General features: G+C 67.7%; 24 protein-coding genes and 3 tRNA genes. 17 read left to right on the top strand and 10 right to left on the bottom strand.

Annotated elements, in window-relative coordinates:
• Positions 1 to 27: 27 nt before the first annotated feature.
• The 3 genes from AAY78_RS02375 to AAY78_RS02365 form a co-directional block, all read right to left on the bottom strand.
• Positions 28 to 1,419, bottom strand: coding sequence for a hypothetical protein (locus tag AAY78_RS02375; RefSeq protein WP_046746759.1), 1,392 nt, complete (start codon positions 1,417 to 1,419; stop codon positions 28 to 30).
• A gap of 213 nt (positions 1,420 to 1,632) precedes the next feature.
• On the bottom strand, positions 1,633 to 2,157 hold the full coding sequence (locus tag AAY78_RS02370) for a hypothetical protein (protein WP_230977961.1): 525 nt from the start codon (positions 2,155 to 2,157) through the stop codon (positions 1,633 to 1,635).
• Between the two features lie 49 nt (positions 2,158 to 2,206).
• Positions 2,207 to 2,512, bottom strand: coding sequence for a DUF7882 family protein (locus AAY78_RS02365; RefSeq protein WP_046746757.1), 306 nt, complete (start codon positions 2,510 to 2,512; stop codon positions 2,207 to 2,209).
• Between the two features lie 133 nt (positions 2,513 to 2,645).
• Here AAY78_RS02365 and AAY78_RS02360 point away from each other — a divergent pair, with 133 nt between their 5' ends.
• Complete coding sequence (locus AAY78_RS02360; RefSeq protein WP_218867944.1) at positions 2,646 to 2,909, top strand: hypothetical protein; 264 nt, start codon at positions 2,646 to 2,648, stop codon at positions 2,907 to 2,909.
• Positions 2,910 to 2,971: 62 nt separating this feature from the next.
• The gene (locus tag AAY78_RS02355; protein WP_046746755.1) at positions 2,972 to 3,814 is read left to right on the top strand and encodes a hypothetical protein; all 843 of its coding nucleotides are present in this window, start codon (positions 2,972 to 2,974) and stop codon (positions 3,812 to 3,814) included.
• A 58-nt stretch (positions 3,815 to 3,872) separates the two neighbouring features.
• Here the strand turns inward: AAY78_RS02355 and AAY78_RS02350 are convergent, their stop codons facing one another.
• The gene (locus tag AAY78_RS02350) at positions 3,873 to 4,808 is read right to left on the bottom strand and encodes an aminoglycoside phosphotransferase family protein (RefSeq protein WP_046746754.1); all 936 of its coding nucleotides are present in this window, start codon (positions 4,806 to 4,808) and stop codon (positions 3,873 to 3,875) included.
• A gap of 371 nt (positions 4,809 to 5,179) precedes the next feature.
• Here AAY78_RS02350 and AAY78_RS02345 point away from each other — a divergent pair, with 371 nt between their 5' ends.
• The 3 genes from AAY78_RS02345 to AAY78_RS02335 all read left to right on the top strand — a co-directional run bounded on the left by AAY78_RS02345 (position 5,180) and on the right by AAY78_RS02335 (position 7,195).
• On the top strand, positions 5,180 to 5,890 hold the full coding sequence (locus AAY78_RS02345) for a hypothetical protein (RefSeq protein WP_156172598.1): 711 nt from the start codon (positions 5,180 to 5,182) through the stop codon (positions 5,888 to 5,890).
• 88 nt (positions 5,891 to 5,978) lie between these two features.
• Positions 5,979 to 6,707 (top strand): hypothetical protein, encoded by a 729-nt coding sequence (locus tag AAY78_RS19665; protein ID WP_156172597.1) that lies wholly within the window; start codon positions 5,979 to 5,981, stop codon positions 6,705 to 6,707.
• A complete protein-coding gene (locus AAY78_RS02335; protein ID WP_046746751.1) occupies positions 6,704 to 7,195 on the top strand; it encodes a hypothetical protein in 492 nt (163 codons plus the stop codon). Before AAY78_RS19665 ends, AAY78_RS02335 begins: the two co-directional genes overlap by 4 nt.
• Positions 7,196 to 7,765: 570 nt before the next feature.
• Here the strand turns inward: AAY78_RS02335 and AAY78_RS02330 are convergent.
• From AAY78_RS02330 to AAY78_RS02320, 3 genes are all read right to left on the bottom strand, one after another.
• Positions 7,766 to 7,838 (bottom strand) — tRNA-Phe (locus AAY78_RS02330).
• Between the two features lie 69 nt (positions 7,839 to 7,907).
• A tRNA-Asp gene (locus tag AAY78_RS02325) sits at positions 7,908 to 7,981 on the bottom strand.
• Positions 7,982 to 8,008: 27 nt separating this feature from the next.
• Positions 8,009 to 8,081 (bottom strand) — tRNA-Glu (locus AAY78_RS02320).
• A gap of 209 nt (positions 8,082 to 8,290) precedes the next feature.
• Between AAY78_RS02320 and AAY78_RS02315 the strand changes: the two genes are divergently transcribed.
• Complete coding sequence (locus tag AAY78_RS02315) at positions 8,291 to 9,667, top strand: M23 family metallopeptidase (RefSeq protein WP_052748611.1); 1,377 nt, start codon at positions 8,291 to 8,293, stop codon at positions 9,665 to 9,667.
• 72 nt (positions 9,668 to 9,739) lie between these two features.
• Here the strand turns inward: AAY78_RS02315 and AAY78_RS02310 are convergent, their stop codons facing one another.
• Entirely contained in the window at positions 9,740 to 10,231 is a 492-nt protein-coding gene (locus AAY78_RS02310) for an inorganic diphosphatase (protein ID WP_017204665.1), read from the bottom strand.
• A gap of 83 nt (positions 10,232 to 10,314) precedes the next feature.
• Positions 10,315 to 10,980 (bottom strand): TMEM175 family protein, encoded by a 666-nt coding sequence (locus AAY78_RS02305; protein ID WP_046746750.1) that lies wholly within the window; start codon positions 10,978 to 10,980, stop codon positions 10,315 to 10,317.
• Between the two features lie 83 nt (positions 10,981 to 11,063).
• Here AAY78_RS02305 and tilS point away from each other — a divergent pair, with 83 nt between their 5' ends.
• Complete coding sequence (tilS, locus tag AAY78_RS02300) at positions 11,064 to 12,056, top strand: tRNA lysidine(34) synthetase TilS (RefSeq protein WP_046746749.1); 993 nt, start codon at positions 11,064 to 11,066, stop codon at positions 12,054 to 12,056.
• A gap of 41 nt (positions 12,057 to 12,097) precedes the next feature.
• Here tilS and AAY78_RS02295 read toward each other — a convergent pair whose 3' ends face one another.
• The gene (locus tag AAY78_RS02295) at positions 12,098 to 12,685 is read right to left on the bottom strand and encodes a DUF937 domain-containing protein (protein WP_046746748.1); all 588 of its coding nucleotides are present in this window, start codon (positions 12,683 to 12,685) and stop codon (positions 12,098 to 12,100) included.
• A gap of 132 nt (positions 12,686 to 12,817) precedes the next feature.
• On the opposite strand from AAY78_RS02295, the gene hpt reads away from it, so the two are divergent.
• The 10 genes from hpt to AAY78_RS02245 all read left to right on the top strand — a co-directional run bounded on the left by hpt (position 12,818) and on the right by AAY78_RS02245 (position 21,554).
• Positions 12,818 to 13,369, top strand: a complete 552-nt coding sequence (hpt, locus tag AAY78_RS02290; protein WP_046746747.1) for a hypoxanthine phosphoribosyltransferase — start codon at positions 12,818 to 12,820, stop codon at positions 13,367 to 13,369.
• Positions 13,370 to 13,481: 112 nt separating this feature from the next.
• A complete protein-coding gene (gene ftsH, locus AAY78_RS02285) occupies positions 13,482 to 15,482 on the top strand; it encodes an ATP-dependent zinc metalloprotease FtsH (protein ID WP_046746746.1) in 2,001 nt (666 codons plus the stop codon).
• A 1-nt stretch (position 15,483) separates the two neighbouring features.
• Complete coding sequence (gene folE, locus AAY78_RS02280; RefSeq protein WP_046746745.1) at positions 15,484 to 16,089, top strand: GTP cyclohydrolase I; 606 nt, start codon at positions 15,484 to 15,486, stop codon at positions 16,087 to 16,089.
• Positions 16,086 to 16,895, top strand: coding sequence for a dihydropteroate synthase (folP, locus tag AAY78_RS02275; RefSeq protein WP_046746744.1), 810 nt, complete (start codon positions 16,086 to 16,088; stop codon positions 16,893 to 16,895). The genes folE and folP overlap by 4 nt, the downstream gene beginning before the upstream one ends.
• A 34-nt stretch (positions 16,896 to 16,929) precedes the next feature.
• Positions 16,930 to 17,325, top strand: coding sequence for a dihydroneopterin aldolase (gene folB / locus AAY78_RS02270; protein ID WP_046746743.1), 396 nt, complete (start codon positions 16,930 to 16,932; stop codon positions 17,323 to 17,325).
• On the top strand, positions 17,322 to 17,861 hold the full coding sequence (folK, locus tag AAY78_RS02265; RefSeq protein WP_046746742.1) for a 2-amino-4-hydroxy-6-hydroxymethyldihydropteridine diphosphokinase: 540 nt from the start codon (positions 17,322 to 17,324) through the stop codon (positions 17,859 to 17,861). Before folB ends, folK begins: the two co-directional genes overlap by 4 nt.
• The gene (locus AAY78_RS02260; RefSeq protein WP_046746741.1) at positions 17,858 to 18,340 is read left to right on the top strand and encodes a DUF3180 domain-containing protein; all 483 of its coding nucleotides are present in this window, start codon (positions 17,858 to 17,860) and stop codon (positions 18,338 to 18,340) included. The genes folK and AAY78_RS02260 overlap by 4 nt, the downstream gene beginning before the upstream one ends.
• Positions 18,291 to 18,872, top strand: coding sequence for a PH domain-containing protein (locus AAY78_RS02255; RefSeq protein WP_046746740.1), 582 nt, complete (start codon positions 18,291 to 18,293; stop codon positions 18,870 to 18,872). The genes AAY78_RS02260 and AAY78_RS02255 overlap by 50 nt, the downstream gene beginning before the upstream one ends.
• A complete protein-coding gene (locus AAY78_RS02250; protein ID WP_046746739.1) occupies positions 18,869 to 20,872 on the top strand; it encodes a PH domain-containing protein in 2,004 nt (667 codons plus the stop codon). The genes AAY78_RS02255 and AAY78_RS02250 overlap by 4 nt, the downstream gene beginning before the upstream one ends.
• Positions 20,862 to 21,554: a DUF2520 domain-containing protein gene (locus AAY78_RS02245; RefSeq protein ID WP_046746738.1), complete on the top strand. Its 693-nt coding sequence runs from the start codon at positions 20,862 to 20,864 to the stop codon at positions 21,552 to 21,554. Before AAY78_RS02250 ends, AAY78_RS02245 begins: the two co-directional genes overlap by 11 nt.
• The last annotated feature ends 13 nt before the right edge of the window (positions 21,555 to 21,567 follow it).

Raw genomic sequence — 21,567 nt, 5'->3', positions numbered from 1 at the left:
CTGCTCGCGCCTCTGTCGTTCGTGGGTCTACTTTGAGGACTTCTTCTTGGTCTCCACCACGTCGATCGTGATCTTCTCGAGCGGACGGTCATCGTCGAGTTCGTCCTCGAGCACCTCGTCGCCGAGGAAGGTCTCCTCCGGCGCCTCGTCGGCGACCGCAGCTTCGGGAGCCGGGGCGGCAGGCGCGTCCGCTCCGGTGATCTCCGTCGGCAGCGACTCGTCGGAGAAGATGCCGTCGGGGCGGATGAGTTCGCGCACCTCCGCCATGAAGCTCGACAGCTGCTGCTGCTGCCACCGCAGCTGGCGGGTGCGGTCCTCCGCGTCGTGCAGCACGGCAGTGGTGTGGCCGGTGACCGAATCGACGATCTTCTGGGCCTTGGCGCGTGCGCGCTCCAGGGTCTCACGTGCGCGGACCTGAGCCTCGGCCTCGATCGCCTGCGCCTGCGAGCGGGTCAGGCGCTCGTAGTCCTCGGCGCGTGCAGAGATGCGCTGGGCGTGCTCGAGCGAGGCCGTGACCTGCTCGTTGGCGTCGTTGGTGATCCGCTCCGCGTGCGCCACCGCCTGGTTGTGCAGCACCAGGAACTCCTGCTGCGCGTCGTCCTGACGGCGGGTGAGGGTCTCCTCGAACTCGAGCACGCGGGCGTTCATGTCGCGCACATCGCGCTCGGCATCGGCGCGCAGCTGGGTCGTCTCACGGGTGACGAGGGAGCGCAGTGCTGCCGCGCCCTTCTCGGCCTCGGTGCGGATCGCCGTGGCCTCCTGAGCGGCCTGGTTCACCTTCTCCGCGGCGTGCGCGGCCTCGCGCTCGATGCGCGCCTCGTGAGCCGTGTACTCGGTGTCCATCTTCAGGCGCACCTGGTCGGCGTCGCGCTGCGCCTGGTCGGTGATCCGCTCCGCGTCGGCCTCGGCCTCGGCGCGCTGCGCGGCCACCTCCTCGCGAGCGGAGGTCATCAGGCGATCGGCCTGCACCGCGGCGTTCTGGATGAGGACGTTCGCCTGCTCTTCCGCGACACGGAGGATCGCTTCGAACTGCTGGCGCGACGGGGCCTCCTCGCCGTCGGGCTGCGGGGCGTCGACGAGCTCGGAGGTGAGTGTGGCGACCTGCTGCTCGGCGTCGGAGGCCTTGGCGTTCGCGGCCGTGAGCTCGCTCTCGAGCGCCTCGCGAGCCTTGCGCTCCTCTTCCCGCACCGCTTCGACGGCTTCTTCTTCGCGCGCCTGAGCCTCGGCCACGTCTGCGGCGGCCTGCTTGAGCTGGTTGCGAAGCGCGGAGAGTGCGGCGTCGACCTCGCCCTTGTCGTATCCGCGGAAGCCGATGGTGAACGCGCCCTGCTGGTCGCGGGGCGAGGTCTCGATCAGCTGGTCGAAGAAGTCCGGCGAGCGCTCGCCGTCACGGTCTGCGGTTCCGGGGGATTCGCTCATGGGTATTTGCCTTTCTGGCGTGGCCACACCGGGAGCGGCGGCTCCGTCCCGTCAGTCGGGACCGTGTGGACCGGAGGAGGTCGTCAGGGCGCACGCCACCACCGTGACCCGGCGGAGGCCCGGCGGGCGGGGCGCGCCCTCCAGCCTAGTTGCGTCTGCGGTTTGTTGTGCGTCCGTGTTTCGCCTGCATCGGCTGAAGGCGCGTGACCCAGGTCAGGGGGCCTGCACCCAGCGGGCGTTCCGGTCGTCGATCGTCTCGCCGCGGACGTAGCGGATGGGCTTGCCCTCTGCGACCGTGACCTCGTGGGCCTCCGCCGCGGCGGCGACCCGTGCACGCAGCTCCGTCCAGAACTGAACGGTCTGGGGAAAACCGAAGTAGTCGCGGAAGGTCTCGATCTGCATCCGGGTGCCCTCGGTGACGGGACCGAGTCGGACGAGCGTGTCATCGGGTTCGACGAAGCGGATGCCGTAACCGCCGTCGCTGCGGATCACGTACTCCCGTTCCTTCCCCGCCATCGCGGAGGCGATGATCTCTCTCGCGCGCGGCTCTGGTGCGTGGATCACCAGAGTGGTGCCGAGTTCGCCGAGCGCCGTCTCGAGCTTCTCGTCCGCGAACTTCTTTCCTGCCTTGGCTCCGGTTGCAGAGGCACGGCGACCCATACGACTCCTGAGGATCGGGCCGCCGATGATCAGCGCGAGGATCGGCAGACCGAGCAGGAGATAGGGGGCGGCATCCACGGGCACAGCGTAGCCGGATCCGCGGCGGGTCCTGCGGAGGTACTCGGGGTCAGGCGGGGGAGATCAGATGATCGAGCACGAGTTCGCCCGACGCGTTGAGCGCCTGCATCATGTCGGCGATCAGTCGCGGATCGATCGCCGGAGGCTCGGCGGCGTCGTACCCGAACTGCAGCGGGATCGCCGGATGGATCCACACGGTGGCGCGCTTGTCGACCCCGCCGTTGACCGGGAGCCAGGTCATCATGAAGCTCTCCTGGCGGCGGAGCTTGGTCGAGATGACGATCTTGAGGTGCGCCAGAGTCGCGTCTTCGATGAGGATCGGATCCGAGGTCCCGTCGTAGCGGAGTCTGCCCATGTGATCACGGTACACCGGCGCACTGCCTCTTCTGCGGCCCATGCGCAACCCCCTCTGCGAGCCCGGATGTACTCGTTACCGTCTCAGCATGACGACAACGGAATGACAACGAGCGGAGGACAAGGTGCAGACGATGGCGCGCACGCGGATTGCGCTCAATGAATCAGAGTTCTTCCTGGCGCAGGGGGAGGATGCCGTCGAGCTGAGAGGTCGGATAGAGGAGGCGATCCAGACCGGAGGCGGGTTCGTCGAATTCTCGGTGGTGGGCAATCGCTCGGTCAGCGTGTTGATCTCCTCGGTCACACACGTCGTGATCTCGGTCGAGACGGTGGAATTCGACGCGCGGGACACCGGCGACAGTGCGGTGCCGTACGGCGGGGAGTACGACCTGCTGTGATCGCGGGCGGGATCACAGGGCGGAGCCCGGGCGGGCGACCGGTATCGGCGTAGGGTGGCGGCATGGTCGGTCCCACGTTCGAGGAGATCGCAGCCGTGCTGTACTCCGACGCCCCGGAATCGTTCGTGGCGTCGCGCAAGGCCCGGGCGGGGGAGGCTGATCCGGAGCTCGCCTCCCGGATCCTCGCTCTCAGGAAGCCGTCGATCGCGGCCTGGGTGGTGAACGTGTTCGCGCGCGAGCGGGCGGCGCAGCTCGGGGAGGCGCTGGAGCTCGCGCGAGAGCTTCGCGAAGCCCAGGACGACCTGGACGCCCCGGCGCTGGCGAAGCTGGGACGGGAACGCCGTGCCCTCACCCGGCGGCTCGCTCAGGCCGCAGGAGAGCTGGCCGCGGCGCGCGGGGAGCGCGTGACGCCGTCGACGCTCGAGGCGGTCGAGCAGACCATCTCGGCGGCGTTCTTCGATCCGGCGGCGGCCGCAGCCGTCGCTTCCGGCCGACTACTGCGGGCTCTCGATCCCTCGGCCACGGCGAGCGAGATCCGTGAGGCGGTGGCGGGCGACGTGCCCGACCGCGAGCCGGCGCCTCGACCTCCGACGGATGAATTGCAGGCGCGACGGGCGCGCCGGGACGCCGAGCGGGCGATCGCGGCGGCGGAGAAGGAGCACGCGGTCGCGGAGCGCGAACTCGCACGGTGGGATGCGGCGCTGCAGAGGGCGCGAGCGCACATCTCGGAACTCTCGGACCGGACCGCCGAACTCGAGGCCGAGCTCGCCCGCGCCCGCGCCGATGCCGAGCGCGCCGAGGCCGAGGTGTCGCGCGTAGAGGAGGAGCGCGCCGCCGCGGCTCAGCGAAGGGAAGCGGCGGCGCGCGATCTGGAGCGGGCGCGGGAGGCCGCGGAATCGCTGTGACGACGACGGGGCCTTCCACCTCGCGAGGAGCGCTCGACGCGAACCCGTTTCGGTGCGTTCACCGCATGTCGGAGCTGTGGGCGGCGAGGAGCGCATCGTCAACCAGCTTCGCTGCCGCGCTGATGGCGGGCTGACCGTCTTCGATGTCCCACAGGGTGTTCTGCAGCAGGCGGGCACGGGTCCAGGCGGCAGCGCGCTGGCGGTCGAGGTCGAGCATCTCGGTGAGGATGTCGAAGCGTCGCCGTACGAGCCGGGGTGCATCGGTGCGGGCGGGATCGTCGCTCCACCCGCTGTCGAGCGCGGGCCAGAGGTCGAATCCGGGATCGCCGACGAGCGGCTCCGGGTCGATCGCCAGCCAGGGTTCGCGGTCGGCTGCGAGCACGTTGCCGTAGTGCAGGTCCCAGTGCAGGAGGCGGTCGCCGGTGTCGTCGGCCACCGCCGACACCGTGTCGACCCATCGGTCCAGCCGGGACCGGTCGTCGTCGTCGAGCACGCGCGCTGCCGCAGGAGCATCGTCGATCATCTCGGCGGTGACCGTCGCGAGCCGGGGGAGCCCGTCCGGGGCGGCCACAGCGTGCAGGCGTGCGAGGAGGCCACCGACCACGCGGACGGCAGCATCGTCATCTTCGACGGTCTCCAGAGCGCGATCTCCCTGGAGGCGTTCGAGCAGCATCCCTCCGCGGTCGGCATCACTGTCCAGCAGGCGGACGATGCCGGCTCCCTGCCAACGGGTGAGGCCGATGATCGCAGCCGTGGTCTCGGCGCAAGGGACCTGCAGCTTCAACGCCGCGGGCGTTCCATCGGCACGGCGCACCGGAACGAGGACCCCGGCCTCTCCCGATCGGACCGTGCCTTCAGGGCGGAGCTCCCACCGCTGCAGCAGGTCCAGCGCGACGGCTGACACCTGGGCCGCCCATTCACGCGTCGTGTCGTCCCGGGACCGGAAGCCTCGGAGGACTTCGACCGGGATGACGGACGACTGCTCGGGACGCATACGGACCAGTTGATCACAGGGCGTCGGTGGAAAGGTCTCGCCCGCGGGCAAAGCAAAACCCCCGCCATGTAGAAGCTAGGCGAGGGTTTCTGGAGTGATTGTAACGATCACTCGTGTGGCTCCGACCGGCATCGATCCGGTGACCTTTCGATTTTCAGTTGGATGCGGCGGGTCAGCGGGTACTCGTTGGTGGCCGTTTGCCGCATAATTCCGCGGAAGTCGTCACGGTTGGTGACGGCTGGTCGAGGGTGCTTTCAGCGGAGCTACCGGCACAGAACCGGCACCTAGGGAGTGTGTCTCTCGCGCACTGTGACGGTCGATGAGCGGCCTGGGATCGCTATTTCACGCTATGTTCAAAGTAAGGGGGTTCGGTGGTCAGCTGGGTGCAGGGACAACGCGAGGTGGCGGAAGCGCGTGCATCGGTGACATGGATGGAGCTCCTCTATCGCCGAGTCACCCGCGACTTCGACGCAATCACTTCGGGTCCAAAGACGAGTGAAGCTGAGCAGGGGCTCGGTATACAACCGAGTACCTACTTCTATGTTGAGCGTCCGCACCCTCATTTTGGCGACTCCGTCGTGGCATTCATGGACAGCGCGTCAGACTACGCCGCGGCCGTTCCGTTCGACTCGGGAGGACTGTGGCATGGTCACGTGCCGCTGATCGACGAAATGACTGCCGCTCAGAAAAGTGAGCTACTCCATCGCTGGTCTTTCACCTGCCCGGACTATCAGCTCCCGTTCGCCCAGTGGGTAGACGAAGCGATCGGTGGTCTAGGTGACTATCGAGTCGATGTCGCGCCCACGGGGGTACTGCCGCCCGAGATCGACTTATCCACAGCCTCGAGCCAGTCGTGGACGTGGGAGGCGCGGCTGCGTAAGAATGTGGGAGCCGGCGAGAGCATCCAGGTCTCCCGGGTCTACCTCATGGACGGTCGGAGGTCTGTGTACCTCTCTTGGTTGCGGGATCAACGGTGGCTGGCTCGCGGGGAGCGTCTCGAACATCTCCGCTGGGTTGCAGAGCATGTCGAAGAGACGCCCAACCCTGTGGATGAGATGATTAATTACTTGGCTTCTTCATGAAGGTGGTGACGTTGTGGCCGTGAAGCTAGTTGGATTCACTGGTGACACTCGGGGACTTGAGGGTCGAGTTGCGGAGCTTGCTCCTGTCGTGGTTCTGACCGGCGAATCCGGGGAGGAGAGTGGTGCTCTTGTCGCCACGGGACTCGAGTGGCGCACTTCGACGCTGAAGGTGGCTTCTACCGGCGATGATCGGTTTATGTCGTTCACGGGATCTGACATCGAGATTTCCGAGGGGTCCACGGTCTGGGTCGCCGGTGCAAAGTACGTCCGCATGCTCCGAAGTGTTAGCGGGCTATCTGATGAGGCATTCAAACTAGGCGCTTGGCAAACACTTGCTGGAGGTTTCCGTTGGTCGGTCGGCAGTCGCCGCGCGTTCGCTGAGCTTTTTGAATCAATTGCCGGCCGACTTGCGGTTTCAATGCACAAGGCTCTTTTCGACCCGCTCGAGAAGTCGGTAGGAGAAGCTCGCACGCTATTTGAGCTGCTTGAGGCAAGTGTGACAGTGCCATCTGCTGAGCGCGCACTCGACCGAGCGTTGTACTTTCACGAGACACGCGATCGAGATGGCTACGAGTGGATTCGCGAGGAATCGGTGGTAGTCGATGCGCTCTTCGACGGCTTCAATTCATTCGATCAGGAGTTCAAGGATCGGCGAGAGTGGCTTCTTGAAGCTCGGTGGAGCGAGGGTGCCAAGGTGCCGTGGACTCAGCCGCGAACCCGCGCCGCATTCCAGATGGTTGCGGATGACAATCGAATTCGCGGATGGGTTCAAGAGATAGCCAGACACATCGAGGCGCGAGAGGATGCTTTGCATTGAACGACGATGAGCTGCTCGAAGACCAAGACGATGATGAGTCTTTGACCGACTCCGACGAGGATGAAGGCGAAGACGCTGGAGATGACCACGGGGTCGATCCTTTCGCGTCACTCTACGCGTCATATCAGGCGGAGCTAGCCGCGCGAACCCGGAAATACGGTGAGTACATCTCAACCGCGGGCTACGAATCAGACCTTCGACGTGCATACGAATCTCTGGATGACGTCCCTGCGTTCAAACCGGGAGACTTCGTTCAGTGGAAGACATTCATGCGGGAAAGCCGTCTGCCTGAGTATGGAGCTCCTGCGGTCGTTGTTGCAGTGGACGGCGCCTTCCGCGACTCTAAGCGCGCGCAACAGGCGTTTCCGCAGCACGACATACTGCTCGCCGTTCTCGACGGCGACCAGGACTTTGTGACCTTCTCAGCTTCGTCCGCGAGATTTACGCGCTGGCAAGGCGATAGCTGGCCGTCGACGGATCAGCAGTAGCAGCATTGAGGGTGGGCGACTGAGGAGCGCCCGGACCGCAGCGAAGCGAGGACCGGACGCACCGCAAGTCGCCCACCCTCAACGGCCGAGAGGCCGGCCTTGAATGAGTAAAGAAAGTTCTCACAAGTTCGTAGCCGACGGGTGGACGGCCCCGGGCTCGCGAACTCATCGTCTGTGGCGGTCGAGGAGCACTCGATCCCGACGTCGAGCAGCGTGAACTCCTTCGTTACCAGAACTACGTACGCACACTCGCGCCAGAAGTCCTCTTGTCCCTCGATGGTCAAACCCGAGACGACGTACTGCTCTGCGACAGATGCACCCAGATACTCGCGTCCATCTACTTGGGAGTATCTGGTTTGACGAACCGGCACAACACCGGCACAAGCTCCCCCTTGCGTGCGTCCGGCTTGACTGCACATGCTCGGCGGCAGCGAATCCCGCTGGCTCGACTGCTGGGGTGGTTCGCCTTGGGATAGGCGCAGAAACCGCCCCCTCACCAGGGCAAAGCAAAACCCTCGCCATGTAGAAGCTAGGCGAGGGTTTCTGGAGTGATTGTAACGATCACTCGTGTGGCTCCGACCGGCATCGATCCGGTGACCTTTCGATTTTCAGTCGAACGCTCTACCAACTGAGCTACAGAGCCGCGCGACCGGCGAACCTGTCGCGTCCTAGACGAAGAGCCCTCTCCGAAGAAAGAGCTCGTCGCACGGAGCGACCCTGACGGGACTTGAACCCGCGACCTCCGCCGTGACAGGGCGGCACGCTAACCAACTGCGCTACAGGGCCATACTTGTTTAATTATATCGGAAGGTGTGACCCCAACGGGATTCGAACCCGTGCTACCGCCGTGAAAGGGCGGCGTCCTAGGCCGCTAAACGATGGGGCCGAGTCAGTCCCGGGGGACTTCCTTGCCGACGCTCAAGCATAAGGGATGTTTCAGGCAAATCGCGAATCGAGGGCGCGGCGCCGCAACCCGGGCGTGTTTCCGGGGCACGATCGAGGGGTCGGTGGAGGGCGGAGGAGCGGCCGTGCCCCTGGTGCGGATGTGAAAGTTGTTGTTACTGTGGCAACTGTGAAACCGGCGGAAGGGGCCGTGTGAACGACAAGATCACGCTGGATGCTGCGGTCGCAGCAGCGTCCGAGGACTGCGGCTGCGCGCCCACTCCCACAGAACGCCGCGCCTTCGGTACGACAGGCATCAGTCGTCGAGGAGCCCTCGGCATCGGCGCGCTCGGCGTCGTGGCGCTCAGCGCCTTCGGCATCACCAACGGTGTGAGCGCCGCGTATGCCGCCACGTACCCGAGCTGGGATGACGTGCAGCGAGCGAAGAACAACGAGGCGGCCAAGGCTGCTGAGGTCTCGCGTATCGAAGGGCTGATCCAGTCCCTCACGCAGAAGGTCGCCGAGACGCAGGCCGCGGCGAAGGTCGCATCCCAGGAGTTCTACGACGCGCAGCAGGCGTACTTCGCCGCAGCGACCGAAGCCGACACCCTGCAGGCGAAGGCCGACGAGCAGGCTGCGGTCGCCGACAGTTCTGCCCGCAAGGCGGGACAGGTCGCCGCGCAGCTCTACCGCAACGGCGGCGACGACACCTCCATGGAGCTGTTCTTCGCCGGGTCGGCGAACAACGCCGATGAGCTGCTCGCCCGCCTCGGCACGATGGACAAGCTGCTCGAGTACAACCAGTCGGTCTACGACAAGGCTGTCGCCGCGCGAAACTCCGCGCAGTCGCTCAGCGATCAGGCCGTCGTCGCTCGCAACGAGCGCGACCGGCTGCAGAAGGTCGCCGAAGAGAAGATGGTCGTCGCGCAGCAGGCGGCGGAAGCAGCTCAGGCTGCCCTGGACGAGCAGTCCGCGAACCTCGCCACCATGCAGGCTCAGCTTGCGGCCCTCAAGGACGTGACGACCCAGACCGTGGCCGGCTACCAGGCCGGTGTCGAAGCCGAGGCGAAGGCCCGTCGCGAACGCGAAGCGGCCGAGCGTGCTGCCGCAGCGGCGGCCGCCGCTGCCGGCGGTGGCGGTGGAGGCGGAGGCGGTGGCGGAAGCCAGGGCTCCGGCGGCTGGTGCCGTCCGCACGGCGGCGGGAAGAGCTCGGGCTACGGTCCTCGCTCCGTGCAGTGCGGCTCCCAGGGCTGCTCCTCGTCCTTCCACTACGGAACCGACTTCGCCAACGGCTGTGGCTCTCCGATCTACGCCGCGAACTCCGGGACCGTCGACTATGCAGGCCCCAACTCCGGTTACGGCAACTACATCCGCATCCAGCACGGCGGCGGCATCGGCACGGGCTACGCCCACATCCGCGACGGCGGCATCCTCGTCCGTTCGGGTCAGCGCGTGAACTCCGGCCAGGTCATCGCATATGCGGGCAACACCGGCCGCTCGTTCGGCTGCCACCTCCACTTCGAGGTCTACGTCGGCGGTCGCCCCGTGAATCCCGTCGCGTTCCTCGGCGATCGCGGAGTGTCGGCCTGAGCCGCTCCCTCCTGACATGAAGAAGACCCCCGGCCGCTGAGCGGAACCGGGGGTCTTCTGCGTGCGTGAGGGTCAGTGGCCCTGCTCGCCGAAACGGACGATCGCCTCGTCGAGGATGCGCTGCGCCTCGGCGGCGTTCCCCCACTCGTCGACCTTGACCCACTTGTTGGGCTCGAGGTCCTTGTAGTGCTCGAAGAAGTGCGCGATCTCCTTCTTCGTGTACTCGGCGATGTCGTCGATGTCCTGGATGTGGGCCCAGCGCGGGTCCTTGGAGAGCACGGCGACGAGCTTGTCGTCTCCGCCGGCCTCGTCGCTCATCTTGAGCACGGCGACGGGGCGGACCTCCACGACGACGCCCGGGTAGATGGCGTGGTCGAGCAGCACGAGCACGTCGAGCGGGTCGCCGTCCTCGCCGAGCGTGTTGTCGAAGTAGCCGTAGTCGGCCGGGTAGCCGAAGGTCGTGTAGAGCACGCGGTCGAGGTGTACTCGCCCGGTCTCGTGGTCGACCTCGTACTTCACGCGGCTGCCGCGCGGGATCTCGATGACGGCGTCGTGTGCGCCCATGCGTGTGCTCCTCAGGAAAAGTTCGGTTGGATACCGCCGACTAGCCTACCTGCGGCGCTCGCACCCCCGTTGGTCGCGAGCGCTCAGGGTCCGGCGTCGGTCTCCGGCCGCGGCTCTTCGGTTCCGCGCCTGCGCAGCAGCCGATTCAACAGCCGGCTCGTCGGGTCGCTGAGCAGCAGCAGGAAGAGCCCGGCGTACCCGTTCGGCGCAGCGAGGACGGCGATGACGAGGGCTGCGGCGAACAGGATGATCGCCGCGAGGTCTCCGATCGCCCCCAGCCGGATGGTCTCGGTCGACGCCGTGGTGAGTTCGCGGTGGCGTGCGAGATAGAGCCAGCCGGCGAGAGTCGTCACCTGCGTCATGATCAGCGTGCCGATGTAGACCACCGCCTGGAGGGCATCGGTGTCCATCTGCCCGATCATCGCCGTGGGAACGGGCAGCCAGACGATCGTCGCCATCCACGCGACGTTGATCCAAAGGAGGGGGACAGTGATCCACTCCACGTCGCGGTACTGGCGATGGTGGCCCATCCAGAACGTCGCGATGAGGAGGAAGCTCAACCCGAAGCTGAGCAGCTGACCCGCGTGCTCGTTCAGGAATTCGGCGGTGGTCAGCTGACCGGAAGCCGCTTCGGAGACGGACTCCATCAGCGGGAGGATGAGCAGTGTCATGGCGATCGCGACGACGGCATCGACGAAGGCCTTGAACCTCTCGGTGCGGAACGGTCGTGTGCTCGTCTCATCGGTCACGGCGTCAGGATAGCCCCGCCCGCAGCCGTCGCCGGCGATCGGGACAGGGCGCGCCGTTCCCTGCGGTGCCCTAGCGTGGAGGCGTGCCGTCACTCGCTCCCGCCATCGCCGAGATCCGCCTCGCCGTGCGCACCGCGCTCGCCGACCTTCCCGAGGGAGCGACCGTCATCGTCGCCCTGTCCGGGGGTGCGGATTCGCTCGCGCTCGCCGCGGCCGTCGCGTTCGAAGCGCCCAAGCTCGGACTTCGTGTCGCGTCCCTGACCGTCGATCACGGCCTGCAGCACGACTCGGCAGAGGTCGCATCCGTGGCGGCTCGTGCAGCCGCCGACCTCGGCCTCGACCCGTTGATCGTGAGCGTGGACGTCGCAGGGGAGGGCGGTCCTGAGGCCGCTGCCCGAGAGGCGCGATACCGGGTGCTGCGAGACGCGGCTGCCGACGTCGGAGCCGCCGCCGTGCTTCTCGGGCACACGCTCGACGACCAGGCGGAGACCGTTCTGCTCGGCCTGGCTCGTGGCTCCGGGGCGGCCAGCCTGCAGGGGATGGCTCCGGTCCGTGAGGATGAGGACGGTGTGCGATGGGTGCGTCCGCTCCTTGGCGTGCGCCGCGAGACGACGCGCGCTTTCTGCGTCGCCTCCGACCTCACGCCGTGGGACGATCCGCACAACCGCGACGACCGCTACGCCAGGGTCCGGGTGCGCGAGCGCGTGCTCCCGGTTCTCGAAGACGAGCTCGGTCCCGGCATCGCCGAGGCCCTCGCCCGCACGGCGGAGCAGCTCCGGGAGGACGCCGAGGCGTTCGACGAGATGATCCACGAGACGATCGAGGACATCGTCGAGCATGCGGAAGCCGGGATCTCCGTCAGCGTGGCGGCGCTCGCCGCGAATCCCGCCGCACTGCGCAACCGGATCATCCGGCTCGTCGTCGACAGCGAGTTCGGGGTGAGCCTGACCAGGTCGCAGACGATCGAGGTCGCGCGGCTGGTCACCGACTGGAATGGGCAGGGGCCGATCGACCTGCCGGAGTGCTCGGCGATGCGCCACGGGGGGCGCATCGTCTTCGCCGCATCCGGTCGCTGAGCGGGGACCACCGCTGCGCGACCGGATGCGTGCATGTGGTCTTACTTCTTGCCGCCGAACAGGCCGCCGAGAATCCCGCCGAGGTCGATGCCGCCGCCGGAACCGCTGCTGTTGCCGCCGCCGAGGAGTCCGCCGATGACATCGCCGATGCCGCCGGACGAGCCGCCGCCACCCAGCAGTCCGCCGATCACATCGCCGATACCGCCGGAGCCCTCCGCGCCCGCGTCGGCCTTTGCCGACTTGTCCTTGGTCGCGTTCGCGATCAGGCCCATCACGATCGGGGCGAGGATCGGAAGGAGCTTGCCGAAGTCGATGCCGGGGGTCGCCTTCGACTCCGTGAGCTCCTTCGTCACCTCTTTCTCCTTCGAACCGAGGATGTGGGAGACGATCTTGCCGCCGTCGGCCTGATCGATGTCGTCGACCTTCGACGCGCCGGAAGCGCCCTCATGCTTCTTCAGCGCGTTCCGGATCGCCGCGGAGCCCTCATCCGTCTCGGCGTTCTTGGCGAGGCCGCCGAGCAGCACCGCGCCGCCCTGCTCGACCGCGACCTTGGCTTCGTCCCGCGAGACGCCCAGCTTCTCGGCGATGTCGTCGATCGGCACCTGGTTGAGGATGTCGTCAAGAGCCATGGTGAATCCTTCCGTCGGGGCGTCCGCCCGCATCACCGCTCACAGTAGTGCGGATGCCCGGCGAGGGGCAGATGCCGTCCCGATGAACAGACCTGGGACCGAGCATCCGATCGCGTCGCCTAAAATCGATCCATGCGCGCCGCGGAGATCCAGGACGACCTTGCACAGATCCTCGTCACCGAGGAGGAGATCCACGCCAAGCTCGACGAGCTCGCAGCGCAGGTCGCCGAGGACTACGCGGGCAAGGACCTTCTCCTCGTCGGCGTGCTGAAGGGCGCGGTGATGGTGATGGCCGACTTCGCGCGGGCGCTGCCGTTCCACGCTCCGATGGACTGGATGGCCGTGTCGAGCTACGGTGCCAGCACGAAGTCGAGCGGCGTGGTGCAGATCCGGAAAGACCTCGACACGGACCTCAACGGCAAACACGTGCTCATCGTCGAGGACATCATCGATTCCGGCCTCACGCTGAGCTGGCTGCTGGAGAACTTCGGATCGCGCGGCGCCGAGTCGATCGAGGTGCTGGCGCTCCTGCGCAAGCCCGAGGCGGCGAAGGTCGAGATCGACTGCAAGTACGTCGGCTTCGACATCCCGGTGGAGTTCGTCGTCGGTTACGGCCTCGACTACGCAGAGCGCTACCGCAACCTGCGCGACGTCGCCGTGCTCGCCCCGCACGTCTATTCCTGAGGTCGCAGACCCGGCCGCGGTGACGCGGCGACTCCGACCTCGCCGTCGAACGCTACGCCGTGGGTGAACGCACAGCGACCCCCTAGGGCGCGCGCGATACGCTGATCCGATCATGGATGTGAAGAAGCTCACCCGGAATCCGCTGATCTACGTCGCGCTGATCGGCGTGCTCCTGTTCGGCGGTTTCCTGCTGATCTCGAATCTGGGTGCGCCCAAGCAGATCACGACGCAGGAGGGGCTGAAGCTCCTCTCCGGCACCACGGTCACCGAGGTCGTGAACACCGATGGCGATCAGCGCGTCGACATGACGCTCTCCAAGCCGTTCCAGGGCTCCGAGAACGTCCAGTTCTACTACGTCGATGCGCGCGCCGACGAGGTCGTCAAGGCCGTCAACGATGCAGCGCCGAAGGACGGCTTCAACGACGCCGTCCCGCGTGCGACCTGGTTCGACGGCTTCCTCTCCCTTCTTCTTCCCCTCGTGCTGCTCGGTCTGCTGTTCTGGTGGCTCCTGTCCTCCATGCAGGGCGGCGGCGGCAAGGTCATGCAGTTCGGCAAGTCCAAGGCCAAGCTCGTCAGCAAGGAGACCCCGACCGTCACCTTCGCCGATGTGGCCGGTGCCGACGAGGCCATCGAGGAGCTCCACGAGATCAAGGAGTTCCTGCAGGACCCCGCGAAGTTCCAGGCGATCGGCGCCCGCATCCCGAAGGGCGTGCTGCTGTACGGCCCTCCCGGAACCGGAAAGACCCTCCTCGCCCGCGCCGTCGCCGGTGAGGCCGGCGCCCCGTTCTACTCGATCTCCGGTTCCGACTTCGTCGAGATGTTCGTCGGCGTCGGTGCCTCTCGCGTGCGCGACCTCTTCAGCCAGGCCAAGGAGAACGCTCCGGCCATCATCTTCATCGACGAGATCGACGCCGTCGGTCGTCACCGCGGCGCCGGCATGGGCGGCGGAAACGATGAGCGCGAGCAGACGCTGAACCAGATGCTCGTCGAGATGGACGGCTTCGACCCGAACGCGAACGTCATCGTGATCGCGGCCACCAACCGTCCGGACATCCTCGACCCCGCACTGCTGCGCCCCGGCCGCTTCGACCGTCAGATCGGCGTCGACGCCCCCGACCTCAAGGGTCGCCAGAAGATCCTCGAGGTGCACAGCAAGGGCAAGCCGCTGTCGAAGAACGTCGATCTCGAGGTCGTCGCCCGCAAGACCCCCGGCTTCACCGGTGCCGACCTGGCGAACGTGCTGAACGAGGCCGCGCTGCTCACGGCCCGTTCGAACGCGCAGCTCATCGACAACCGCGCCCTCGACGAGGCCATCGACCGTGTGATCGCCGGCCCGCAGCGCCGCACCCGCGTGATGAAGGACAAGGAGAAGCTCATCACGGCGTACCACGAGGGCGGACACGCGCTCGCGGCGGCGGCGATGAACTACACCGACCCGGTGACCAAGATCACGATCCTGCCTCGTGGCAAGGCGCTCGGCTACACGATGGTGCTGCCGCTCGACGACAAGTACTCGGTCACCCGCAACGAACTGCAGGACCAGCTCACCTACGCCATGGGCGGCCGCGTCGCGGAGGAGATCGTCTTCCACGACCCCACCACCGGTGCCTCGAACGACATCGAGAAGGCGACCTCGATCGCTCGCAAGATGGTCATCGAGTACGGCATGACGACGCAGGTCGGTCCGGTCAAGCTCGGCACCGAGGGCGGCGACATGTTCGTCGCACGCGACATGGGCCGTGGCCGCGAATACTCCGAGAAGGTCGCCGAGCGCGTCGACGCCGAGGTGCGCGCGCTCATCGAGCAGGCGCACAACGAGGCCTACGAGGTCATCAGCGAGAACCGCGACATCCTCGACAAGCTCGCCCTGGCCCTGCTCGAGGAGGAGACCCTCGACCACAACCAGATCGCGGAGATCTTCACCGAGATCAAGAAGCTGCCGGAGCGCCCGCTGTGGCTCTCGAGCGAAGGGCGTCCGGTCTCGGAGCGTCCTCCGATCGAGGTGCCGAAGAAGGACGTCTCGCTGGCGGCATCCGTCGAGGCTCCGGCCGGCGCGCCGCGCACGCAGCAGGGCTCGGCGGGAGCAGGGAACCCGCGGCCTGCGACGGCGTGACGTGACGGTCGACAGAGAGCGCGTCGAGCGGCTCACGCGAGAGCTTCTCGCGGCGATCGGCGAAGACCCGGACCGACCGGGATTGAAGCAGACCCCGACGCGCATGGCCGAGCTGTACACGGAGTTCTTCTCGGGAGTGGGTGAGGATGCGGCTGAACCGCTCGCGCGGACCATCAGTGTCTCCCGAGGCCCCGCGCCCGACACGCTGCCCTCCGGCGCCGTGCTGCTGCGGGACATCCGCTTCCGCTCCGTCTGCGAGCACCACCTGCTGCCCTTCGCCGGGCACGCGCACATCGCCTATCTCCCCGGCGAACAGGTCGTCGGGTTGGGAGCGCTCGTGCGGGTCGTCGAGATCCTCGCCGCGCGTCCCCAGGTGCAGGAACGCCTGGGCGAGCAGATCGCCGACACGATCGCGGAGCACCTCGACACCCGCGGTGTGCTGGTCGTGCTCGATGCAGCGCACGGCTGCGTCACCATGCGCGGCGGACGCCAGACCGAGGCCTCGACACTCACCATCGCGGCGCGCGGTGAATACAACGATCCCGTCTCCCGGGCCGAGCTGATCACTCTGATCGGCGCGGGCGGCTTCGGAGCAGCGCACGGATGACGGGCATCTGGGGCATCGTCAACGTCACTCCCGACTCGTTCAGCGACGGGGGTCGCTACCTCGACGTCGACCGCGCGGTGGCCCACGGGCTGCGGCTCCGCGCCGAGGGAGCAGCTGTGCTCGATGTGGGTGGTGAATCGACCAGGCCCGGCGCCGACCGGGTCGGCACCGACGTCGAGCAGCAGCGAGTGATCCCGGTGATCGAACAGCTCGCTGCCGCTGGCGTGCCGGTCAGCGTCGATACGCTCAGCGCCGCCACAGCAGCCGCCGCCGTGCGGGCGGGGGCCAGGATCGTCAACGATGTCTCCGGGGGGCTCGCCGATCCGGAGATGCGCGCTGCCGTCGCGGAATCCGGCGCCGACTTCGCGATCGGGCACTGGCGCGGGTTCTCTTCGGACATGTATGCCAACGCCGAGTACCACCGCGTCGCACGTGAGGTCGCCGGCGAGCTGCAGGAGCGCATCGGTGAGGCGGCCTCATCGGGGATCGCGCCGTCTCGCCTCATCATCGATCCCGGCATCGGTTTCGCGAAGTCGGGACCGCAGAACTGGGACATGCTGCGAGGGCTCGACGAGATCGTCGCACTGGGTCCTCGGGTGCTGATCGGCACGTCGCGCAAACGGTTCCTCGCAGAGGTCCTCCGTCAGGAGACAGGTCCCGACGAGGAGGTCTCCGAATCCCGTCGTGACCTCGCCACCGCCGTCACCAGTGCGCTCGCGGTCAGAGCCGGAGTGTGGGCCGTGCGTGTGCACGACGTGGCATCCACGCGCGACGCCCTGGCGATCGCGCACGCCTGGGAAGGCTGAGGGCGTCTCGGGGTGATCCCCGTACGCTAGACGTATGGAGCCCCTCGACGAGATCGTCCTCACCGGTCTGACGGTGTTCGGTCGTCACGGCGTCTTCGAGCACGAGCGTCAGGACGGCCAGGAGTTCACGATCGACCTGCGACTGCGGCTCTCCCTCGCGCGTGCCGCTGCCTCCGACGATGTCGTGGACACGGTGCACTACGGCGAGCTGGCCGAGAAGGTCGCCGCGGTCGTGTCGGGGGAGCCCGTGAACCTGATCGAGACGCTCGCCGAACGCATCGCCGCGGTCGGTCTCGACGACCCACGGGTGCAGGACGTCACCGTGACGGTGCACAAGCCCCACGCCCCGATTCCCCTCGACTTCGCCGATGTGGCGGTCACCCTGCATCGCCGCCGAACCCCTGATGCGCCGGAGGACACCACCGCATGAGCCGCAACCTCGCAAACCCACCCGCAATGCCGGCGCCTCGCCCCGGGCGGCCGGAGGTGACGGCCGTCGTCGCCCTCGGCGCGAACCTCGGCGATCGCCATGACACGATCACCGCTGCCGCCGAGCGGATCGCACGACTACCGCTGGTCAGCGAGGTGCGGTTGTCGAAGCTGTTCGAGACGGTCGCCCTCCGGCCCGACGGTCCCGATCCCGACGCCCCCGGCTACGTCAACGCGGTGGCACTGGTCACCACGCGTCTGGCCCCCGAGATCCTGCTCGGAATGCTGCACGCCATCGAGGACGAGAACGGTCGGGAGCGCCGTGAGCGCTGGGGCGACCGCACTCTCGACCTCGACCTCATCGCGTACGGCGACGTCATCTCCGAGGAACCGCATCTGCAGCTGCCGCACCCGCGTGCCGCCGAACGCCTCTTCGTGCTCGACCCCTGGCTCGACGTCGATCAGGACGCGGTGCTGCTCGGTCGGGGGAGGGTCGCCGACCTCGCGGCCGCCCTTCGTGCCGGAGGCGAGGGATGAGACGCACCTCCGCCGGCGTGCTCGTCCTCCTCGCACTGCTGGGCGGCGGCGTCGGCTTCCTGCTCGACCATCTGCTGACGGCCTCGGGGCGCGCGACTTTCACGCCGTCGCTCCTGCTGCCGGTACTCCTGCTGCTGATCGCCGCGGCATCTCTCGGCGTCGCCTGGCCGGTGCGACGCAGTGTGCGTTCGGGCATCCGCATCGACCCGTTCCGTGCACTGAGAGCGGCGACGCTCGCCCGTGCATCCAGCCTTCTCGGCGCGATCATGGCGGGGTTCGGAGCGGGGCTGCTGGTCTTCCTCCTGTCGCGCCCCGTCGTTCCGCCGGTAGGGTCGACTGTGGCCATGCTGGCCCTGATCGGAAGTGCGATCGTCCTCGTGATCGCCGCTCTCGTCGCCGAACAGTTCTGCACCCTGCCGAAGGATCCTGATGACTCAGAACCCAGAGACCGCGCCCCTGAACCCGGCGGAGGGCACTGACCTCGACGCCCTCGACCGTGGCACGTACACGCAGCTGCGCACGGCGCGCAACGAGGCCCGCCTGGAACTCGACGGCACCTGGCACCAGATCTCGCCGCGCTACGTCGTCTCGCAGATCGTCCAGAACGTGATCTTCCTCGTGATCGTCGCCGCCGCCGCGATCGTGCTGAACATCGTGCTGGAACAGGACTGGGTGTGGATCCCGGCCGGTGTGATCCTGCTGATCACGGTGGTCACCCTGATCATCCTCCCGCGTCAGGCGAGGGCGATCGGCTACATGCTGCGCGCCGACGACATCGTCTTCCGCAAGGGGATCCTCTGGCAGCGCATGATCGCCGTGCCCTACGGCCGCATGCAGCTTGTCGACATCACGCAGGGGCCGCTCGACCGTGCCTTCGGGATCGCCCAGCTCAAGATGGTCACGGCTGCGGCGACGACCGGTGTGCAGATCCCCGGTCTCACGCAGGAAGCGGCCGAAGCACTGCGCGACACGCTCATCCACGTGGCCGAGACCCGACGGACCGGCCTGTGAGCGAGCAGCAGCCTCCGCTCGCGACGCACAGCCCGCAGGCATGGGCGGGGGAGGCCCCGACGACCCTCGCGAACGGCGAGTGGCACCGGATGCACCCGCTCACGCCGCTCTTCAAGGGCGGCCTGGCGCTCATCATCATCGGCGGCATCGTCATCGCGAACATGCGCGACCGCCTGATCTCCTGGGCCGTCGCGCTCTTCGCGCCGGAAGAGGCGCATTACGGCGACTACGCCGGCGCCGATCCCGTCGACTGGGTTCTCTCGAACAACCTGATCCTGGTCGCGTTGCTGAGCGTGCTGGGCCTCGTGATCGTGCTGATCCTGATCTTCTGGTTCATCTGGCGCTTCCAGCAGTTCCGCATCACCGGTGACCACGTCGAGGTCCGCAAGGGCATCATCTTCCGTTCGCACCGACGCGCGCCGCTCGACCGCGTGCAGGGCGTCAACCTGACGCGTCCGTTCCCCGCGCGCATCATCGGCCTCGCGAAGCTCGAGGTCGTCGGTGCCGGCAATGACGCGAACGTCGAGCTGGAGTATCTGGCTACTCCGCGTGCCGAATCCGTGCGCGCCGACATCCTCCGTCTGGCGTCCGGTGCGCGCGCGGCGCGCGACGCCGCGCTCAACCCGGCAGCAGCCGCAGCGGCGGCGGCCGCACCGGCATCCGCGCGAGCGCAGCTCGTCGGATCGATGAACGCGGGAGTCAACGGTCTGATCGCCGGAGTCGATCTCGCCGACGTGGTCCCCGAGAGCGTCGTGAAGATCCCGACCGGTCGGCTGGTCGGATCGCAGCTCATCTCCGGACTGCTGTGGTTCGTCTTCTTCGGTGCGATCTTCGCGATCGCGATCGGCAGCGCCCTGATCGGGATGCTGGCCGACGGCAACTCGGACGGGGGGTTCATCCTCCTCGGGCTGGGACTCGGCATGGGCGTTCCCATGATCGTCGCCGTGGTCGGTATCACCTGGGCGCAGATCTCCAAATCGCTGCGCTACTCGATCGCGCCGACACCGGACGGCGTGCGGATCACGTACGGTCTCCTCACGACCGTCACCGAGACGCTCCCGCCCGGTCGCATCTTCGCCGTGGAGGTGTCGCAGTCGCTGCTGTGGCGTCCCTTCGGCTGGTGGACGATCAAGATCAACCGGATGAGCGGCAAGAGCGCGGCGCAGCAGTCATCGGGCAGCGGCCAGCAGTTCAACGTGGTGCTGCCGGTCGGCAAGCGTGCCGATGTCGAGCGGGTGCTCGCGCTCGTCCTTCCCGACGTGCCCGCCGAGAGCATCCCCTCGCTGTGGGAGCAGGGCATCGTCGGCCCTGAGGGTGACGACACCTATCGGACCATGCCCCGCCGAGCGCGGTGGCGACGTCCGTTCTCCTGGAAGCGTCACGGCTACCTGGTCGCCGACTTCGGGCTGCTGCTCCGCCGCGGGAACGTGTGGCGCAAGCTCGCCGTGTTCCCGCTCGCACGGCTGCAGGGCGTCTCGCTGAGCCAGGGGCCGATCGACCGCGCGCAGCGTGTGTCCGGTGCGCAGGTGCACACGGTTCCCGGTCCCATCACCGGCTACCTGTCCGGTCTCGAGCGTGCCGATGCGCTGGCGCTGATCGACGAGGTCACGGCCGCAGCGGCGGAGGCCGCGTCCCGCGACACCACTCACCGGTGGAGCGAGCATGCGGCGCCGCAGCCGGTCGCCGCACCTCCCGCACCTCCTGCGTACACGGGACCGCCGCCCGTCGCCGCACCTCCGGCGTACACAGGGGCTCCGCCGGTCTTCCCGGCTCCGGAGCACACGGCCCCGCCCGCGCCTCCGGTCGTGCCGCCCGCGCCTCCGGTCGCGCCACAGGCAGCAGCACCGGTCGCTCCGCCCCTGCCTCCGGCGGTTCCGTCTTCGCCCTCGGTGAACGCCACGCCCCCGCCCCCGGTTCCTCCGGCCGTGCCTCCCGCCGCGCCCGAGGCTCCCTCCGAACCCCCGCTGCGACGGCGGAGACGGAGCGACGATGGCACGTGACGGGCGCCTCGGTGTCGGCATCATCGGTGCCGGCCGTGTGGGCCCGGTCGTGGGCGCAGCCCTCGGTGGTGCAGGCCACGCCGTGATCGGCATCACGGGCGGCTCCGACGACGAGCGAGCCTCCGCCGTGCTCCCGGATGTGCCGGTGCTCGAAGCGCTGGAGGTCGTGCGTCGAGCCGAGCTCGTGATCATCGCGGTCCCCTCGGAGCAACTGCCCTCTCTGGTCGCCGGCATCGCGGAGGTGGGCGGCTGGCAGATCGGTCAGCTCGTGCTGCACACCGACCCCGCCTACGGAATCGAGGTGCTGCGTCCTGCGGCCGAGCGCGGCGCGATCCCTCTCGCCGTGCATCCGGCGATCACCTTCACGGGGACGTCGATCGACCTCCGCCAGCTCCAGGCCGGGTTCGCCGCGGTGACTGCGCCGGCCGCCGTGCTGCCGATCGCCCAGGCGCTCGCCGTGGAGATGGGATGCGAGCCCGTGGTGATCGCGGAAGCGGATCGTCCTGCCTATGCGGATGCCATCGCGACGGCCACGGAGTTCTCGCGGTCGATCATCGGTCAGTCGACCGAGCGACTGCGGCAGATCGGTGTGGAGAACCCCGGAGGCTATCTCTCGGCGCTCGTGCAGTCGACCGTCGAGAGAGCATTGCGCGAAGCCTCCGACGTTCCGCCGTTGATCTGAGCGGTTCCCGCCG

The sequence above is a fragment of the Microbacterium sp. Ag1 genome (genome assembly GCF_001005635.1).
Classification (GTDB): domain Bacteria; phylum Actinomycetota; class Actinomycetes; order Actinomycetales; family Microbacteriaceae; genus Microbacterium; species Microbacterium oxydans.
This window is presented reverse-complemented; position numbering and strand designations above follow the sequence as displayed.

What these genes read in the sequence shown, in the direction of transcription:
- AAY78_RS02375 (WP_046746759.1), bottom strand. Translation starts at nt 1,419, where the DNA reads ATGAGCGAATCCCCCGGAACCGCAGACCGTGACGGCGAGCGCTCGCCG.
- AAY78_RS02365 (WP_046746757.1), bottom strand. Translation starts at nt 2,512, where the DNA reads ATGGGCAGACTCCGCTACGACGGGACCTCGGATCCGATCCTCATCGAA.
- AAY78_RS02360 (WP_218867944.1), top strand. Translation starts at nt 2,646, where the DNA reads ATGGCGCGCACGCGGATTGCGCTCAATGAATCAGAGTTCTTCCTGGCG.
- AAY78_RS02355 (WP_046746755.1), top strand. Translation starts at nt 2,972, where the DNA reads ATGGTCGGTCCCACGTTCGAGGAGATCGCAGCCGTGCTGTACTCCGAC.
- AAY78_RS02350 (WP_046746754.1), bottom strand. Translation starts at nt 4,808, where the DNA reads ATGCGTCCCGAGCAGTCGTCCGTCATCCCGGTCGAAGTCCTCCGAGGC.
- AAY78_RS02310 (WP_017204665.1), bottom strand. Translation starts at nt 10,231, where the DNA reads ATGGGCGCACACGACGCCGTCATCGAGATCCCGCGCGGCAGCCGCGTG.
- AAY78_RS02295 (WP_046746748.1), bottom strand. Translation starts at nt 12,685, where the DNA reads ATGGCTCTTGACGACATCCTCAACCAGGTGCCGATCGACGACATCGCC.
- hpt (WP_046746747.1), top strand. Translation starts at nt 12,818, where the DNA reads ATGCGCGCCGCGGAGATCCAGGACGACCTTGCACAGATCCTCGTCACC.
- ftsH (WP_046746746.1), top strand. Translation starts at nt 13,482, where the DNA reads ATGGATGTGAAGAAGCTCACCCGGAATCCGCTGATCTACGTCGCGCTG.
- folP (WP_046746744.1), top strand. Translation starts at nt 16,086, where the DNA reads ATGACGGGCATCTGGGGCATCGTCAACGTCACTCCCGACTCGTTCAGC.
- folB (WP_046746743.1), top strand. Translation starts at nt 16,930, where the DNA reads ATGGAGCCCCTCGACGAGATCGTCCTCACCGGTCTGACGGTGTTCGGT.
- folK (WP_046746742.1), top strand. Translation starts at nt 17,322, where the DNA reads ATGAGCCGCAACCTCGCAAACCCACCCGCAATGCCGGCGCCTCGCCCC.
- AAY78_RS02260 (WP_046746741.1), top strand. Translation starts at nt 17,858, where the DNA reads ATGAGACGCACCTCCGCCGGCGTGCTCGTCCTCCTCGCACTGCTGGGC.
- AAY78_RS02255 (WP_046746740.1), top strand. Translation starts at nt 18,291, where the DNA reads ATGACTCAGAACCCAGAGACCGCGCCCCTGAACCCGGCGGAGGGCACT.
- AAY78_RS02245 (WP_046746738.1), top strand. Translation starts at nt 20,862, where the DNA reads ATGGCACGTGACGGGCGCCTCGGTGTCGGCATCATCGGTGCCGGCCGT.